Here is a 15,705-nt window from a genome sequence, read left to right on the forward strand (position 1 = left end):
TAAAAATATAAAAATTATGGCAAAAGATATTAAATTTGATATTGAAGCAAGAGATAAGTTAAAAAAAGGTGTAGATGCATTGGCTAATGCTGTTAAAGTAACTTTAGGGCCAAAAGGACGTAATGTGGTATTGCAGAAATCTTTTGGAGGTCCTCAAGTAACCAAAGATGGAGTTACAGTGGCTAAGGAGATAGAGTTAGAGGATCCTATAGAGAATTTAGGAGCTCAGATGGTTAAAGAAGTTGCCTCTAAAACGAATGATGTTGCAGGAGATGGGACCACAACAGCTACTGTGTTAGCGCAAGCTATTGTTAGAGAAGGATTGAAAAATGTTGCTGCTGGAGCTAACCCTATGGATTTAAAAAGAGGAATAGATAAAGCTTTGGAAGTCGTCATTTTGGATTTGAAAAACCAATCTAGAGAAGTTGGAGGCAATACAGAAAAAATTAAGCAAGTAGCTTCTATCTCTGCCAATAATGATGAAAAAACTGGTGCATTAATAGCAGACGCTTTTGAAAAAGTAGGAAAAGAAGGAGTTATCACTGTAGAAGAAGCTAAAGGAACAGATACATCCGTAGATGTAGTTGAAGGAATGCAATTTGATAGAGGATATCAGTCTCCTTACTTTGTCACAAATACCGAAAAAATGATAACAGAATTTGATCAACCACAAATTCTTTTATCCGATAAAAAAATAGCTGCTATGAAAGATTTGCTACCGATATTGGAACCTGTGGCACAATCTGGAAAACCTTTATTAATTATTTCAGAAGAAGTAGAAGGAGAAGCATTGGCTACATTAGTCGTTAATAAAATACGTGGAACCTTGAAAGTAGCGGCTATAAAAGCTCCTGGTTTCGGTGACAGAAGAAAAGCTATGTTGGAAGATATTGCAATTCTTACAGGAGGAACCGTAATTTCTGAAGAAACTGGTAGCAAACTAGAAGATGTTAAACTTAACATGCTAGGAAAGGCAGAAAGGGTTATTATTGATAAAGATAATACGACTATTGTTAATGGTGGCGGAAGTAAAAAAGATATAAGAGCACGTGTTGATCAAATAAAAGCTCAAATAGAAACTACTACATCGGATTATGACAAAGAAAAATTGCAAGAACGTCTTGCTAAATTGGCAGGAGGGGTTGCAGTTCTTTATGTAGGTGCAGCATCTGAAGTAGAGATGAAAGAAAAAAAAGATCGTGTAGATGATGCTTTGAATGCCACTCGTGCAGCTGTTGAAGAAGGAATTGTAGCGGGAGGAGGAGTCGCATTAGTTCGTGCTATAAAATCGTTAGATCATGTAATGGGAGAAAATTCAGATCAAGATACTGGAATACAAATAGTTAGAAGATCATTAGAAGAACCTTTGCGTCAAATAGTGGCTAATGCAGGTGGAGAGGGATCTGTGGTAGTGGCTAAAGTAGCCGAAGGAAAAGGAGATTTTGGTTATGATGCAAAAATTGGAGAGTATAAAAACATGATAGCAGAAGGAATTATTGATCCTACTAAGGTAGCTAGAGTAGCATTGGAAAATGCGGCTTCAGTATCTGGAATGTTATTAACTACTGAATGTGTAGTTACAGAAATCAAAAAAGAGGAAACAAATACTCCTCCAATGCCTGGAGCTGGAGGTGGAGGAATGGGAGGAATGATGTAGTTGATAAAAACAAAAAAAAAATAGTGTCCTAAATAAATTTAGCAGACACTATTTTTTTTTTGTTTTAAAACCAGTTTTTTTGAATTTTTAAAGTTTGTTCAATTACATCTCTTACACATCCTTTTCCACCTTCTTTTGGAGAGATGTATTTAGATATTTCTTTAACTTCTTGAACAGCATCTATCGGAGAGCAAGGCAATGCAACAGATTTCATAATTTCCATATCTGGAATATCGTCTCCCATATACAGTATACTATTCCTGGTAATATTCAAAGTATGACAATATTCATCTAAATATTTTTTTTTATTATTAACCCCTTGATAAATATGACGAATATTCAAACCTCTTAGACGTCTAAAAACCATTAAGTCTGATCCCCTTGTTATAATACACAAATTATATCCTTTTTTTTTCGCTAATTGCATAGCATATCCATCTTTAGCAAACATTTGACGAACCATATTTCCGTCAGGAAATAGATTTAAAGTACAATTTGTTAATACTCCATCAACATCAAATATAAAAGTATTAATATTATTCATTATATTCCTATAGCTATCCATAAAAATCAATCACTAACAACTTAAAAAATCACTATGAAAACTTCATCAAAATAATGAATAAATACCACTTTTTCCATTATTATATATCTTCAAAATCAATATTTGTAAAATTTTTCGCTTCTGATGTTTTTTTTTGTGCATCTTTAATTTCTTGATTAAAAGCATGATTCTTAAAATCTTTTTGATGACGTTCTGAGATGACTTCTCTTCCTTTTTCATTAATGATAAATCGAATCATATCATCTAATATGCTCTGAAACTTTGAAAAATCTTCTTTATACAAATATATTTTATGTTTTTTATAAGTGACTTCACCAGTTTCAGAAAAATTTTTCTTACTCTCAGTTATAGTTAAATAATAATCTCCTGCTCTAGTTTCTCTTGCATCAAAAAAATACGTACGACTCCCAGTTTTTAGAGTACGTGAACAAATTTCATTTCTTTCTTTAATATTTTCTTTTTCGTCCATTTCAAACAATATTATATTCCTAATTAAGCAAATCTAAATAAAAAAAATGGTCTGTACTACGTTTTCTTGAAATTATTCTAAATAATTTTTTTAAAAAAAAATACTAGGATTTCCTATTTTAAATATTTTTCCATTTTTTAAAACAATAATAAGATCAAAATCAGATATATAAGAAATATCATGCGTAATAATGATAATAGTACTATTTTTCATATCCTCTTTTATATAACGAATGATTGATTTTCTAGTTTTTTGATCTATAGCAGAAAAACTATCATCAAATATAAGAATGCTTGGATTTCTTATAATAGCTCTAGCTATACATATTCTTTGCTTCTGACCTCCAGATAAAGTTATTCCTCTTTCTCCTATAACAGTTTCGTATCCATCTTTAAAATTAAGAATATCATCTTCTATCATAGCCTTTTTCGCTGCATCATAAACTTTACAAGGTTTCACTTTTTCTACACTGCCTAAGGCAATGTTATTATAAATAGAATCAGAAAATAGAAAGGATTCTTGAGGAACGTAACCTATTTTACTTCGAAAATTATAAAGATCATGATTTTTCAAAGATAGATTATCGATAAGAATTTCTCCTTTATAAGGATCATACAAACGGGATATCAATCTCCCTATAGTCGTTTTTCCAGATCCTGTTTCTCCAGTTAATATTAAAGTTTTCCCCTTTGGAATAGTAAAAGATACTTTACTTATAGTTTTCGTAGGCTGGTCTTTCCTGTTATAATAAATAAAGCTAACATTTTTAAATTGAACCTTTCCAAAAATTTTAGTTTTTATTAAATTATTATCATTAAATATTTCAGGCGTTTCTTTTAAAAATTCATTAATACGTATTTGTGATACTTTCGCTCTTTCTACAATAGAAACTACCCATCCTAAAATAATAAAAGGAAAAATCAAAACATTTATATACGTAAAAAATTCTGCAATAGTTCCTATTTCTCTTATTTCTCCTTTAAAATATTTTTTACCTCCAAAAAAAAGAATTAATAAATGACTTGTTCCAATAAAAAAAATAATAACAGAAGATAGAATGGTATCAATTTTTGCCAATTCTATATTTTTCTTTCGATATTCCAATATAACTTTTTTATGTTTTTCTTGAAAAAATTTTTCAGATACAAATGATTTAATTACTTGAATTCCAGAAAAAGTTTCTTGCATAAAAGAACAAATAATAGATTGATAATTTTGTACTTCTTCACTTTTTTTAGTTATGTAAATACTGATATAATAAATAGAAATAAAAAGAATAGGTATAGGTAATATTACATAAAAGGTTAATGTTCTATCTATACGAAACATTTGTATGATAACCATTAAAAATAAAACTACAAGATTAATAAAATACATGACTCCTGGACCTATATACTGTCGTATAAAAGAAACGTCTTCCGTAAGACGATTCATTAAATCTCCTGTTGAATTTTTTCTATAAAAAGATAAATTAAGCTTTTGATAATGCGAAAATATTTCATTTTTTATATCAAATTCAATCATTCTAGATGTAGTAATAATACATTGCCTCATGTGATATTTTACAAATCCACCTATAATTGGAATTATCAATATAATACTTGTATAAATACAGATTTTCACTTCTAAATTGGAATAGATCCTTGTATCATGTTTTGAAAAACTTGTGAAAATATTTTTTATGATATTAATAGATTTTCCTATGTATGGAATGGGTAATAAAGTTAAAACATTGGATACTAAAATTAATATAAACCCCATGCATAAACGTGATTTATATTTACGAAAATATTTCTTACTAAAAGACAGTAACCCTCCCATACAAAACACAAAATTACAAACTTTTTAAGTTTCACTTTTTATTTATATAATTGCAAAAATTGCAAGACTTACATTATTGTATAAAAAAAATCTATGCCATTTAAAAAAATGTTAATTAGACGATATTTTAGAATAAGAAGTTTGCAATTTTTATATGCTCAGCATCTATCTAAAATGGATTCAAGTAAAGTAGAAGAAAACATGCTTCGAAGCATTGATGAATTACATGATTTATATATATCTCTTCTTCATTTGATATTAAAAATTAGAGATAAAGCATTAAAAATAAATCGATTGATTCCTAAAAATAAAATTAGTCCTGTGCGAAGAATTGCATATAATTCTGTAATAAAAATATTGTCTAATAATAAATATTTGTTGGAATATGATTACAAAAAAAAAATTCTGAAAAAATTTTATGGGAAAAACAAGATCGATATGTTTTTTTTTATAAAGGAAATACAAGAATCCAGTTTTTTGGATATTCAAGAGTCCAATTCTTCTTTTGAAAAAGATAAAAATTTTCTTATCAAATATTACAAAAATTTTGTCATCCCTAATAAAAAATTGGTAGAATATATAGAAGATCTGTATATAAATGGATCAAATGATTTATATATAGCACATATGATGGTATGTAAAACTTTGCAATTTATTCAATTATCTACTCCAAAAAATTTTAAATTGTATAATGTTTATAGAAACGATGAGAATAAAAAATTTATCGTGAGTTTATATAGAAACACAATTTTTCATAAAAGGGAATTTAATGAATTAATTAGTAATATATCTAATAATTGGAATATAGAAAGGATAGCTATAATTGATTTAATTATATTACAAATGGCTATTTGTGAGTTCTTATACTTTCCAAATATTCCCCCAAAAGCAACTATGAATGAATATATAGAAATTGCAAAAATTTTTTGCATGGATAAAAGCAAAACTTTTATTAATGGGATTCTAGATCAAGTATTCAAATTGTTACATAAAAACAATAAAATTTTCAAAGTAGGAAAAGGATTAAAGTAATTAATTTATTCTTATGTTTACTCATTTTATTTATTATTATTTATAAAGAAAAAATATTAATTTTTATTTTATGTTTTCCATACTACAACAAAATCCTATAACAAATACTCTTTGGATGTTTGCTCTAATATTTATTGTATTTTATTTTTTCATGATACGTCCCCAAATACGAAAACAAAAAATAGAAAAGAAATTCCAAGAAAATATAAAAAAAGGAAATCATATAGTAACGAGTTCAGGGATCCATGGAAAAATTATAGAAGTCACAGATCACTTCTATATATTAGAAACCATTGTAGGAAAAATAAAACTTGAAAGAAATACTATATCTAAAGAATTAACTCAATTACGTTATGGAAATACTTTTAGTGCAACAACACCTAAAATAGAAAAAAAATGAAATATTTTTTAATAGGAATTACTGGAAAAATGGGCTCTGGAAAAAGTTTATTTTCCTCTTTTTTTGAAAAAAGAGGAATTCCTGTTTATTCCTCTGATAAAAGAGGAAAAATATTAATGAACAAAATCGAGAATATAAGAAAAAATATTATAAAATTTTTTGGAAAAAAATCTTATGAAAAAAATAGATTAAACACCAATTTTTTATCTGAAAAAGTATTTAGAGATCCTATTGCATTAAAATTGTTATGTTCCATTGTTCACCCTTGGGTTTTTTTAGATTTCAAAAATTGGATTTTATCTCAAAAAAAAACTTTATATTTTATCAAAGAATCTGCTATTTTATTTGAAAGTGGAGCATATAAAAATTGTGATTTAATTATAACTTTAACTTCCCCCATGAAAACAATGATTGAGAGAGTTATGAAAAGAGATAATTTAAAAGAAGATCAAATTCTGAATCGTCTCAATATTCAAATTTCTAATAAAAATAAAATAAAACATTCTAATATAATCATTGAAAATATCCAAGATATTTCTTTTTTAGAAAAGAAAGCAAAAAAAATACACAAAGAAATTATTTCAAAAATTTATAAAAAAAATGGGAAAAGGAGACAAAAAACTAGAAGAGGAAAAATAAGAAATAAAACATATGGAAATCTTCGTCCAAATCCAAGAAATGCAAGGAAGAAAAAAAAGAACAATCATTAATCATCTTTTTTATCACTAAAAATAGACATAAAATATATCAATTGGGCTAAACTTCCCAACGCTGAAACCACATATGTCATAGATGCCCATTTCAGAGAGTCTTTTGCAGTATCATATTCTTGATAGGAAACTATATTTTTAGTTTTTAACCAATTTAAAGCCCTTCTACTTGCGTCAAACTCTATTGGAAGAGTAATAAAGGAAAAAATTACAGCTAAAGAAAACAAACCTATTCCTAATTTGAGAAGAAATGCATTTTTTCCTCCTGAACTATAAAAAATCGCAAGTCCAGACATGAGCACTATATTCGTAAATTTGGAACTAAAATTCAAGATAGGAACTAACTGATTTCGCAATTTTAACATATTGTAACCTAACTTGTGTTGTAATACGTGACCACATTCATGAGCTGCTACTGCAGCTGCAGCCGCAGTTTTTTCATGATAAACACTCTCACTTAAATTAACTGTTTTATTCATAGGGTTATAATGATCTGTTAATTCTCCATCAACAGATATAACACTGACGTCATAAATCCCATTGTCAGTTAACATTTTTTCTGCTATTTCTTTTCCACTCATGTGATTGTGCAAATACAACTCAGAATAAATCCTAAATTTATTTTTTAATACTTTACTAATAATAACACTAACAAAAAATGTTATCCCTACAATCCAATAATAAGTCATAAAAAATATAAATCTATTTTTTTATTAACAAAATTATTAATTTATTAATTAAAATGAAAATATAATTTTTATAAATTTAGAAATTCATAACGTCAAACTTTTAACCATGAATATCCCAACAGTAAATAATCTAAAAAGAGTCGTTATTATTGGTGCAGGATTTGCTGGTTTACAAGTTGCAAAAAAATTAAAAAGGGATAGGTTTCAAGTAGTGCTTATAGATAAAAATAATTATCACACTTTTCAACCTTTATTATATCAAGTAGCTACAGCGGGATTAGAACCAGATTCTATTGCACATTCTATTAGAACAATTATCAAAAAAACGAAAAATTTCTTTTTTAGACTAGCTCATGTTCATTATATCAATACAGAAAAACAAAAAATATATACAAATGTTGGAGACTTATTTTATGATTATTTAATTATGGCTACTGGTTCGGTTACAAATTATTTTGGAAACAAAAATATTGAACATTTTGCTTTACCTATGAAATCCATTCCAGAAGCTTTAAATTTAAGAAGTCTTATCTTGCAAGATTTTGAATCTGCTTTGCTTACTAAAGATTCTAAAGAAAGAGAAAGACTTATGACTTTTGTTATTGTTGGTGGTGGACCTACTGGAGTAGAATTAGCAGGAGCACTAGCAGAGATGAAAAAATACGTGTTACAAAACGATTATCCAGATTTGGATATTCAACGTATGAATATTCATTTGTTGCAGGCCACTCCAAGATTATTAGACGGAATGTCTGAAACCTCCGCGAAACAAGCTTTTAAAAATTTAAAAGAATTAGGGGTTAATATTTGGTTAGATTGCTTAGTTAAAGATTATGACGGTAAAATTGTTTTTATAGACAAAAATAAAAGCATAGAATCTGCTAACGTTATATGGGCAGCTGGAGTAAAAGGTGCTATTATAAAAGGATTTCTAAAAGAAGATATGGAAGGAAAAAGAATTTTGGTGGATGATTATTTGAAAACTTTAAGATATAAAAATATTTTCGCTATTGGCGATGTCGCTTATATGATTAAAAATCACTCTTATCCAAATGGACATCCTATGATGGCACAACCAGCTATTCAACAAGGAAATTATTTAGCGGATAATTTTAATCGTTTTCTAGAGAAAAAACAGATTAAACCTTTTCGATACAAAAATTTAGGAACTATGGCCACTATTGGTAGAAATAAAGCGGTCTGTGATTTTCCATACTTTAAATTAAAAGGTTTTTCAGCTTGGATTGTTTGGATGTTTGTCCATTTAGTTAGTTTAGTAGGTTTTAGAAATAGAGTCATCGCTTTAATGAATTGGGTCATTCAATATTTTCATTATAATAAAAGTGTAAGACTTATTATAAGACCATTTCACAGAAAAAAAATCAATCAAAAATAAATTGAGAAAGGATGTTTTTGAATTTATTTTCTGTTTCTACATATTCTTTATTAGCTTCACTATCCTTTGTAATTCCGCTGCCTGCATATAAAACAATTTCTTTTTTATCCATTTTTATTTTTGCACATCTTAAGTTAAGATATAATTCTATTCTACCCCCTCCATCATAAACAGGACCAAAATAACCTGTATAGAAATTTCTTTGATATCCTTCATACTTCTGTATATAATCCAAAGAATTATTCTTAGGAAACCCACATACAGAAGGTGTAGGTGACATATCGTCTAATATTTTAAAATAATTTGGTTTCTCAAAAAAAGAAAAACTAATAGGAGTTTCTAAATGATGTAAATGCCCTATATTTAAAATTCTAGTTTTTTCAACACAGAGATTTCCAGGAAATTTTTTAAAAAAATTGACAAAATATTTTATTACTATATTATGCTCTTCTACTTCTTTTTTAGTCCATCTATAATGGTCCCAAATAGTTCCAGCTAATGCTACAGTTTTTAACTCTTTTTCATTACATTTTACTAGCAATTCCGGAGAAGCTCCTATCCAAAAACCATGATTAAAGTCATACCATAAAGTAATAAACGCATTCGGATATGAATAAATAAGCTTTTGAAAGGTTTTTTTCAAGTAAAAATTGTGAAATGGAATTTTAATACATCTAGATAAAACTACTTTTTCAAAATCTCTATTTTTTTTTATAGTTTCGATAGCTTTTTCAATCAAATTCTTATATTTATTCGAATAAATTAATAAAGAAGATCCCCTATTTTGCAATGGAGAAATGAAATGATCCATTTTTTTTGGATTTTCTATGTTTATAGAATAAATTTTTTTTGTATAAATCCTTATGGTATAATTTTGATTAAAACTGACAATTAAAAAAAAGTTATTTTCTTTTTTAGATTCTTGAGAAAAAAAATATATTTTTTTTTCAAAGGGCTTTTTAAATAGTACAAAACTTCTATTGTTCCAATAATTTTCAATTATTTTTTTATATAAGTTTATCACATTTATCTTTACCATTTTATAGTTATTGTTTTTTTTTGGGAATTATTATGTTAGTCATTTTGCAATAACTAATTTTGTCATTTTTTTCATTATAAATACTAATTTGAATGAAATGAATAGTTTTTCCTTTATGAATTATCTTTGCTTTCGCGAAGACTATACCTTTTATGACTTTTTGTATGTGATTGGCTGAAATTTCAATATTAAAAACATTAAAAACGTTTTTATTTACATTTATGATAGACAAAGAACTTCCAACACTTTCAGCTAAAGCTAGTGTAGCACCACCATGAAGAAAACCTATAGGTTGTAGTTTTTTTTTGTTTACGGGCATTTTTGCCACTAAAAAATTTAATCCTAAATAGATATATTTTATTTGAAGAGTATTCATCAATGTATTTTTTCTTAAACTATTTAACTCTTTTAATATTTTTTTATTTTTTTTTCCCATAATTCAAAAATTCCTAACGTCATTATTTACATATCCTCCTACAAACAATAGAATAGGCAAGATTTTTTTAAGTTATTTCAAAAAAATTAAATGTAAAAATAAGAGATTAATCCTCTTAGAATATAACAGCTTCTGTAAGCTAAGAAACATTAGAAAGGATAATAGAAAAACTTCTATATCTCTACAGTTTAGATTATGAATTTTTATTGACTTCCCAGATCATTATCAAAAATGAAAAAAAATGTTTAAAAAAAAACATATTCCCATACTAACACGTACATTTGCCCGTTAAAAAATTAACCATGGCGAGAAAACAAGAGGATTTTATTCCTTTGATAGGAAAAAAAAACAAGATTATCGGTTTTGAAAAAAAAGAAAAAATTCATACAAAAGGATTATTACACAGTGCAGTATCTGTTTTTGTCTTTAATGAAAAATCCAAAAAAGATGACAATAGATTGTTAATGTTGCAAAAAAGATCTTCAGAAAAATATCACTCTTCACTTTTATGGACTAATACCTGTTGTAGTCATCCTCGGAAACAGGAATCTGTTTTGACAGCTGCACATCGTTGTTTAATAGAAGAAATGGGTTTTGATTGTTTTCTAGAACAAAAATTTTGTTTTACCTATCATGAATTATTAAATAATGGATTAATAGAAAATGAATTAGATCACGTATTCGTAGGATATCACGCTTATTCTCCTATTATTAATTCTAAAGAAGTAGATAATTGGAAATGGATTACTCTAAAAGAATTAATAAAAGATATTCAACTTTATCCGAACTCTTACACCATTTGGTTAAAAATTATTATTAAAAATTATCTGCAAAAATTAATTTAGATTTAAAAAAAAATTATATGTATGAAAGCAACTATAAGTAAAAAAGGATATTTCAGTGCCGCACATAAACTATACAATCCTCAATGGGATTATCATAAGAATATTGAAATGTTTGGAAAATGCGCTTATTTAAATTATCATGGACATAATTATGAATATATAGTAAGTCTTACAGGAAAAATAAATCCGGAAACTGGATTTGTTTTCAGCTTACAAAAATTAAAAAATCTTCTTCATGAAGAAATAGAAGAACTTTTTGATCACAAAAATATTAATCTCGATATTAAAGATTTCTCGATAATTAACCCTACTGCAGAAAATATTGTTATTTTCTTATGGAATCGAATAAAAAAAAAAATATCGTCTAACTTACATTTAAAAATAATTTTGTATGAAACTAAAAATAATTTTGTAGAATATGATGGATCATAATGTAAAAAAAACAGCTTTATATAACAGTCATATAAAATTAGGAGCTAAAATGATTTCTTATTCCGGTTTTTATATGCCTCTTCAATATGTTTCTTCATTAATAGAACATATGGCTGTAAGGAAAAATGTTGGAATTTTTGACGTAAGTCATATGGGAAAATTTATTTTAAAAGGAAAAAATTCTCATAACTTTCTACAATATTTCACAACTAATGATCTGTCTAATATAAAGACAGGTCAAGCTCAATACTCTTGTTTCATCAATCACTTAGGAGGAATTATAGATGATTTAGTCATTTACAAAATTTCAGAAGAAAAATTTTTACTTATAGTTAATGCGGCTAATATTGAGAAAAACAAAAAATGGATAAACGACCATTTGAATCATAAAAATTTAACATTTATAGATTCATCCCAAGAATATTCTCTTCTAGCTATTCAAGGACCAAAATCTTTGTATTCTATTCAAAAATTAACGAATATTTCTTTGTCTAAAATTCCTTTTTATTGTTTTGAAATAGGAAAATTTGCAGAAATAGATAATGTTTTGATATCTCGTACAGGATATACTGGATCTAAAGGAGTGGAAATTTATATCCGCAATGAATATGCAGAAAATATTTGGAATGAAATTTTAAAAATAGGAGAATCTTTTCAAATAAAACCTTGTGGAATAGCCAGTAGAGATTCTTTAAGATTGGAGATGGGATACCGCTTATATGGTCAGGACTTATCTGAAAAAATAACACCTATAGAAGCTGGATTATCTTGGATCACAAAGTTTAATAAAAAATTTATAGGAAGAGAAATATTGTGGAACCAAAAAAAGAAGGGAATTATAAAAGTTTATATCTTTTCTTGTAGAAAAAAAGGAAAAATACCTAGATCAGGATATTCATTCAAAGACGAAAAAAATTTTACAGTTGGAAGAGTGACTTCTGGAGTCTATTCTCCAGTTTTAAAAAAAGGAATAGGATTAGGATATATAACAAAAAATAATTTTAATTTAGACAAAAATTCTATTTTCGTTTCAATAAGAAACAAAAATATTCCTATTCAGATAGTAAAACTCCCCTTTCTAAAAAAAACATAGAAATATTCCGTATTTCCTTATTTTAACATAAAAAACATAAGAAATAACATATTTACAACATATTAAAAAAAATTTTTTATTAGCCATTCCTGTTTCTTTTACTCAATTAGGGGTCATATGTGTTGGGTTTTCTGATAATATTATGGTAGGTTTTTTAGGAAAAAAAGCTTTAGCCTCAGTTTCTTTAGCCAATGCCATTTTTTTTATTATCATTATTTTTGGACTTGGAATCTCCACCTCTATTTCTTCTTTGATAGCATCTTTGGATGCTAAACATGAATATAAAAAAGGAGCCATGGTTTTTTATCATGGTCTAATTCTTAATTTTCTTTTGTCAATTCTTATGTATGTTTTTATACATGTTTTTTTCTATGTTATTCCATATTTAGGACAACCTCGAGAAATTTTAAGTGATACCATATCTTTTTTAAGAATTATAGCTTTATCTTTTATTCCATGGATGGCTTTCGAAGTTTTTCGAAAGTTTTCCGAAGGATTATCTTTAGTTTTTCCTAGCCTGATTATTACTTGGATTTCGGCTTTTATCAATATAATATTAAATTATTCATTTATTAACGGATTTTGTGGTTTTCCAAATTTAGGAATAAAGGGAATAGCTTATGCTACTTTAATTTCTCGTATAACTATGCTCATAGGTCTTTATCTTCTATTATATAAGTATAAAAAAGTTCGTATTTACTACAAGCATTTTCATTGTTTTTTTAAGAAAGAATATTTTGAAAAAATCTTGAAAATAGGAATTCCTTCTGGACTACATATGTTATTTGAAATGAGTACTTTTTCTATATCTTCTTTTATCACTGGAAAATGTGGAATCAAAGAATTAGCAGCACATCAAATAGTAATTAGTCTTGTTTCTTCTACTTTTCTTCTAAGTACAGGATTTTCTGTAGCAGCAACAGTAAGAATAGGAAATCAATTAGCATTAAAAAATTATTCTGAATTAAGAAAAATAGGATGGTCTGTTATATTTATGGGAATAACATTTATGCTGGTATGTAGTTTTTTCTTTATCTTATTCAAAAATCATATTCCATATATATATATAAAAAACGACCATGAAGTCGTTCGTATAGCAAAAAAGATGATTATCCTTGCTAGCATTTTTCAATTATTTGATGGATTGCAAGGAATAATTCTTGGAGCTTTGAGAGGAATACAAGATGTTAAAATTCCTATGTGGATAAGTTTTTTTTCTTATTGGATTATAGCATTGCCCATAGCATGGTTTTTTTCTATATATCTAAAAATGGGGGGAAAAGGAGTTTGGATGGGTTTAGGAATAGGTCTTACTATTTCCTCTATGCTACTGATGATAAGATATGAAACTATAACTAAAAAACTCATAAAAATGAATAATAATTGAATTTTCATTAAAGATTAAATATCTATATTTGTTAGAATATGTATAATTATGTATTAATGTGGAAATCTTAATTAAGTGTTCTTAATTAATTTCATTCGTTTATGAAAACATTCAAAGATTATAATTTTTTAAACGATAAAATTATTCAAGCTTTAGAAGATCTAGGAATAAAAACTCCTACACCTATACAAAAAAAAGTTATTCCCTATTTGTTAAAATCAGGAAAAGATCTAATAGCATTGGCACAGACAGGCACTGGAAAAACAGCTGCTTTTGGCTTGCCTATCATACAAAAAATAAATTTAGAATTCCGCTTTCCTCAAGCATTAATTTTATGTCCTACAAGAGAACTTTGTATACAGATAACACGTGATCTTTCCCGTTTTTCTAGATATATTTCATTAATAAAAATTATCCCATTATATGGAGGGGTTAGCATCGAGAATCAAATACTATCTTTACAAAAAAGAACTCACATTATTGTCGGAACTCCAGGTAGAATTATTGATTTAATTGAAAGAAAAAAATTGCATTTATCCGATATAAAATATTTAGTACTTGACGAGGCGGATGAAATGTTGAATATGGGGTTTAAAGAAGAATTAGATTCCATTATAATAAAACTACCGAAAAAAAGACAAAGTTTGCTATTTTCTGCCACAATGTCTAAATATATGAATGGAATAGCACATGATTACTTAATAGATCCTATAGAAATTATTACAGGAAAACGAAATTTTGCATCTGATGATGTGAGACATATCTATTACATAGTGAGTAATCAAAATAAATATCTTGCTTTAAAACGTATCGTAGATATCAATCCAGATATTTATGGAATTATATTTTGCAAGACTAGAAAAGAAACTAGAGAAATAGCAGAATCTTTAATACAAGATGGTTATAATGCAGATGCACTTTATGGAGATCTTTCGCAATCACAACGGGAATCCGTTATGAACCGGTTTAGAAATCGAATTTTACAATTCCTTGTGGCAACAGATATAGCGGCTCGTGGAATAGATGTAAATGATGTCACTCATGTCATTAACTACAATATTCCAGATGAAAGTGAAATTTATGTACATAGGAGTGGTCGAACAGGAAGAGCTGGAAATACGGGAATTTCTGTTTGTATTATTCATTCTAGAGAAACTAGAAATCTACGAGAATTTGAAAAAAAAATAGGAAAAAGTTTTGAGAGAATTATGATTCCTTCTGGAGAAGAAGTCTGTGAAAAAAAACTCTTTCATTTTATAGAAAAAGTCAAAAAAATAGTAGTGGATGAACAATCCATGAAAACATTCCTTCCAGAAATCCAAAAAAGATTGGAGGTATTTGATCGAGAAGAATTAATCAAACGTTTCTCTTGGATAGAGTTTAATCGTTTTTTTTCTTATTACAAAAACTCCAAGAATCTAAACAATTCTATTTTCTCATACAAAAAAAATTATTCTGCAAAAAAAAAATTTCTCTCAAAGAGAGTGAAAAAAGAATCTTTTTCAAAACTTTTTCTAAATATAGGATATAAAGACAATTTAACAAAATTAGGCCTGATTAATCTAATCAATCAAGCAGTGAATAATTCACGTATTAATATTGGAAATATAGAAATTTTATCCAACTTTTCTTTATTTGAAGTAGAAAAACGTTATCAAAAAAAAATATTAATAGGAATGAGTAGAATCCATCATTTTGGAAGACCTATTTCTATAGAGATAAAAAATTAAAATT

16 protein-coding genes are annotated in these 15,705 nt (G+C 27.1%); 10 read left to right on the forward strand and 6 right to left on the reverse strand.

Features of this window, described 5'->3' with window-relative positions; genetic code table 11:
• The first annotated feature begins 16 nt into the window (after positions 1-16).
• A complete protein-coding gene (gene groL / locus BPLAN_RS02195) occupies positions 17-1,657 on the forward strand; it encodes a chaperonin GroEL (protein WP_012821575.1) in 1,641 nt (546 codons plus the stop codon).
• Positions 1,658-1,721: 64 nt separating this feature from the next.
• Here the strand turns inward: groL and BPLAN_RS02200 are convergent, their stop codons facing one another.
• The 3 genes from BPLAN_RS02200 to BPLAN_RS02210 form a co-directional block, all read right to left on the reverse strand.
• A complete protein-coding gene (locus BPLAN_RS02200; RefSeq protein ID WP_238523106.1) occupies positions 1,722-2,201 on the reverse strand; it encodes an HAD family hydrolase in 480 nt (159 codons plus the stop codon).
• 100 nt (positions 2,202-2,301) lie between these two features.
• The gene (locus tag BPLAN_RS02205) at positions 2,302-2,691 is read right to left on the reverse strand and encodes a DUF3276 family protein (protein WP_012821577.1); all 390 of its coding nucleotides are present in this window, start codon (positions 2,689-2,691) and stop codon (positions 2,302-2,304) included.
• Between the two features lie 90 nt (positions 2,692-2,781).
• Positions 2,782-4,512 carry an ABC transporter ATP-binding protein gene (locus BPLAN_RS02210; protein ID WP_012821578.1) on the reverse strand — a complete coding sequence of 577 codons (1,731 nt, stop codon included), beginning with the start codon at positions 4,510-4,512 and terminating at the stop codon, positions 2,782-2,784.
• A gap of 93 nt (positions 4,513-4,605) precedes the next feature.
• Between BPLAN_RS02210 and nusB the strand changes: the two genes are divergently transcribed.
• The 3 genes from nusB (at position 4,606) to coaE (ending at position 6,654) form a co-directional block, all read left to right on the forward strand.
• Positions 4,606-5,544 (forward strand): transcription antitermination factor NusB, encoded by a 939-nt coding sequence (gene nusB / locus BPLAN_RS02215; protein ID WP_012821579.1) that lies wholly within the window; start codon positions 4,606-4,608, stop codon positions 5,542-5,544.
• A gap of 70 nt (positions 5,545-5,614) precedes the next feature.
• Positions 5,615-5,944 (forward strand): preprotein translocase subunit YajC, encoded by a 330-nt coding sequence (yajC, locus tag BPLAN_RS02220; protein ID WP_012821580.1) that lies wholly within the window; start codon positions 5,615-5,617, stop codon positions 5,942-5,944.
• Positions 5,941-6,654 (forward strand): dephospho-CoA kinase, encoded by a 714-nt coding sequence (gene coaE / locus BPLAN_RS02225; RefSeq protein ID WP_012821581.1) that lies wholly within the window; start codon positions 5,941-5,943, stop codon positions 6,652-6,654. The genes yajC and coaE overlap by 4 nt, the downstream gene beginning before the upstream one ends.
• On the opposite strand, the gene BPLAN_RS02230 is transcribed toward coaE, so the two are convergent.
• Positions 6,651-7,343, reverse strand: a complete 693-nt coding sequence (locus tag BPLAN_RS02230; RefSeq protein WP_012821582.1) for a zinc metallopeptidase — start codon at positions 7,341-7,343, stop codon at positions 6,651-6,653. The genes coaE and BPLAN_RS02230 overlap by 4 nt on opposite strands.
• Before the next feature lie 106 nt (positions 7,344-7,449).
• Here BPLAN_RS02230 and BPLAN_RS02235 point away from each other — a divergent pair, with 106 nt between their 5' ends.
• The gene (locus BPLAN_RS02235; RefSeq protein WP_012821583.1) at positions 7,450-8,739 is read left to right on the forward strand and encodes an NAD(P)/FAD-dependent oxidoreductase; all 1,290 of its coding nucleotides are present in this window, start codon (positions 7,450-7,452) and stop codon (positions 8,737-8,739) included.
• Here BPLAN_RS02235 and BPLAN_RS02240 read toward each other — a convergent pair.
• Positions 8,726-9,778, reverse strand: coding sequence for a chorismate-binding protein (locus tag BPLAN_RS02240; RefSeq protein ID WP_012821584.1), 1,053 nt, complete (start codon positions 9,776-9,778; stop codon positions 8,726-8,728). The genes BPLAN_RS02235 and BPLAN_RS02240 overlap by 14 nt on opposite strands.
• A gap of 7 nt (positions 9,779-9,785) precedes the next feature.
• Entirely contained in the window at positions 9,786-10,214 is a 429-nt protein-coding gene (locus BPLAN_RS02245; RefSeq protein WP_012821585.1) for a PaaI family thioesterase, read from the reverse strand.
• 302 nt (positions 10,215-10,516) lie between these two features.
• Between BPLAN_RS02245 and BPLAN_RS02250 the strand changes: the two genes are divergently transcribed.
• The 5 genes from BPLAN_RS02250 (at position 10,517) to BPLAN_RS02270 (ending at position 15,701) form a co-directional block, all read left to right on the forward strand.
• Positions 10,517-11,059 carry an isopentenyl-diphosphate delta-isomerase gene (locus BPLAN_RS02250; RefSeq protein ID WP_012821586.1) on the forward strand — a complete coding sequence of 181 codons (543 nt, stop codon included), beginning with the start codon at positions 10,517-10,519 and terminating at the stop codon, positions 11,057-11,059.
• 21 nt (positions 11,060-11,080) lie between these two features.
• The gene (locus BPLAN_RS02255; RefSeq protein ID WP_012821587.1) at positions 11,081-11,491 is read left to right on the forward strand and encodes a 6-carboxytetrahydropterin synthase; all 411 of its coding nucleotides are present in this window, start codon (positions 11,081-11,083) and stop codon (positions 11,489-11,491) included.
• Positions 11,481-12,584 (forward strand): glycine cleavage system aminomethyltransferase GcvT, encoded by a 1,104-nt coding sequence (gene gcvT / locus BPLAN_RS02260; protein ID WP_012821588.1) that lies wholly within the window; start codon positions 11,481-11,483, stop codon positions 12,582-12,584. Before BPLAN_RS02255 ends, gcvT begins: the two co-directional genes overlap by 11 nt.
• A gap of 142 nt (positions 12,585-12,726) precedes the next feature.
• Positions 12,727-13,971 carry an MATE family efflux transporter gene (locus BPLAN_RS02265; protein ID WP_012821589.1) on the forward strand — a complete coding sequence of 415 codons (1,245 nt, stop codon included), beginning with the start codon at positions 12,727-12,729 and terminating at the stop codon, positions 13,969-13,971.
• A gap of 101 nt (positions 13,972-14,072) precedes the next feature.
• The gene (locus BPLAN_RS02270) at positions 14,073-15,701 is read left to right on the forward strand and encodes a DEAD/DEAH box helicase (protein ID WP_012821590.1); all 1,629 of its coding nucleotides are present in this window, start codon (positions 14,073-14,075) and stop codon (positions 15,699-15,701) included.
• Positions 15,702-15,705 lie beyond the last annotated feature (4 nt).

It is taken from the genome of Blattabacterium sp. (Periplaneta americana) str. BPLAN (assembly GCF_000093165.1).
Classification (GTDB): domain Bacteria; phylum Bacteroidota; class Bacteroidia; order Flavobacteriales; family Blattabacteriaceae; genus Blattabacterium.

Excerpts from the sequence above, each read along its gene's own strand:
- groL (WP_012821575.1), top strand. The coding sequence starts at position 17 with ATGGCAAAAGATATTAAATTTGATATTGAAGCAAGAGATAAGTTAAAA.
- BPLAN_RS02200 (WP_238523106.1), bottom strand. The coding sequence starts at position 2,201 with ATGAATAATATTAATACTTTTATATTTGATGTTGATGGAGTATTAACA.
- BPLAN_RS02205 (WP_012821577.1), bottom strand. The coding sequence starts at position 2,691 with ATGGACGAAAAAGAAAATATTAAAGAAAGAAATGAAATTTGTTCACGT.
- BPLAN_RS02210 (WP_012821578.1), bottom strand. The coding sequence starts at position 4,512 with ATGGGAGGGTTACTGTCTTTTAGTAAGAAATATTTTCGTAAATATAAA.
- nusB (WP_012821579.1), top strand. The coding sequence starts at position 4,606 with ATGCCATTTAAAAAAATGTTAATTAGACGATATTTTAGAATAAGAAGT.
- yajC (WP_012821580.1), top strand. The coding sequence starts at position 5,615 with ATGTTTTCCATACTACAACAAAATCCTATAACAAATACTCTTTGGATG.
- coaE (WP_012821581.1), top strand. The coding sequence starts at position 5,941 with ATGAAATATTTTTTAATAGGAATTACTGGAAAAATGGGCTCTGGAAAA.
- BPLAN_RS02230 (WP_012821582.1), bottom strand. The coding sequence starts at position 7,343 with ATGACTTATTATTGGATTGTAGGGATAACATTTTTTGTTAGTGTTATT.
- BPLAN_RS02235 (WP_012821583.1), top strand. The coding sequence starts at position 7,450 with ATGAATATCCCAACAGTAAATAATCTAAAAAGAGTCGTTATTATTGGT.
- BPLAN_RS02240 (WP_012821584.1), bottom strand. The coding sequence starts at position 9,778 with ATGGTAAAGATAAATGTGATAAACTTATATAAAAAAATAATTGAAAAT.
- BPLAN_RS02245 (WP_012821585.1), bottom strand. The coding sequence starts at position 10,214 with ATGGGAAAAAAAAATAAAAAAATATTAAAAGAGTTAAATAGTTTAAGA.
- BPLAN_RS02250 (WP_012821586.1), top strand. The coding sequence starts at position 10,517 with ATGGCGAGAAAACAAGAGGATTTTATTCCTTTGATAGGAAAAAAAAAC.
- BPLAN_RS02255 (WP_012821587.1), top strand. The coding sequence starts at position 11,081 with ATGAAAGCAACTATAAGTAAAAAAGGATATTTCAGTGCCGCACATAAA.
- gcvT (WP_012821588.1), top strand. The coding sequence starts at position 11,481 with ATGGATCATAATGTAAAAAAAACAGCTTTATATAACAGTCATATAAAA.
- BPLAN_RS02265 (WP_012821589.1), top strand. The coding sequence starts at position 12,727 with ATGGTAGGTTTTTTAGGAAAAAAAGCTTTAGCCTCAGTTTCTTTAGCC.
- BPLAN_RS02270 (WP_012821590.1), top strand. The coding sequence starts at position 14,073 with ATGAAAACATTCAAAGATTATAATTTTTTAAACGATAAAATTATTCAA.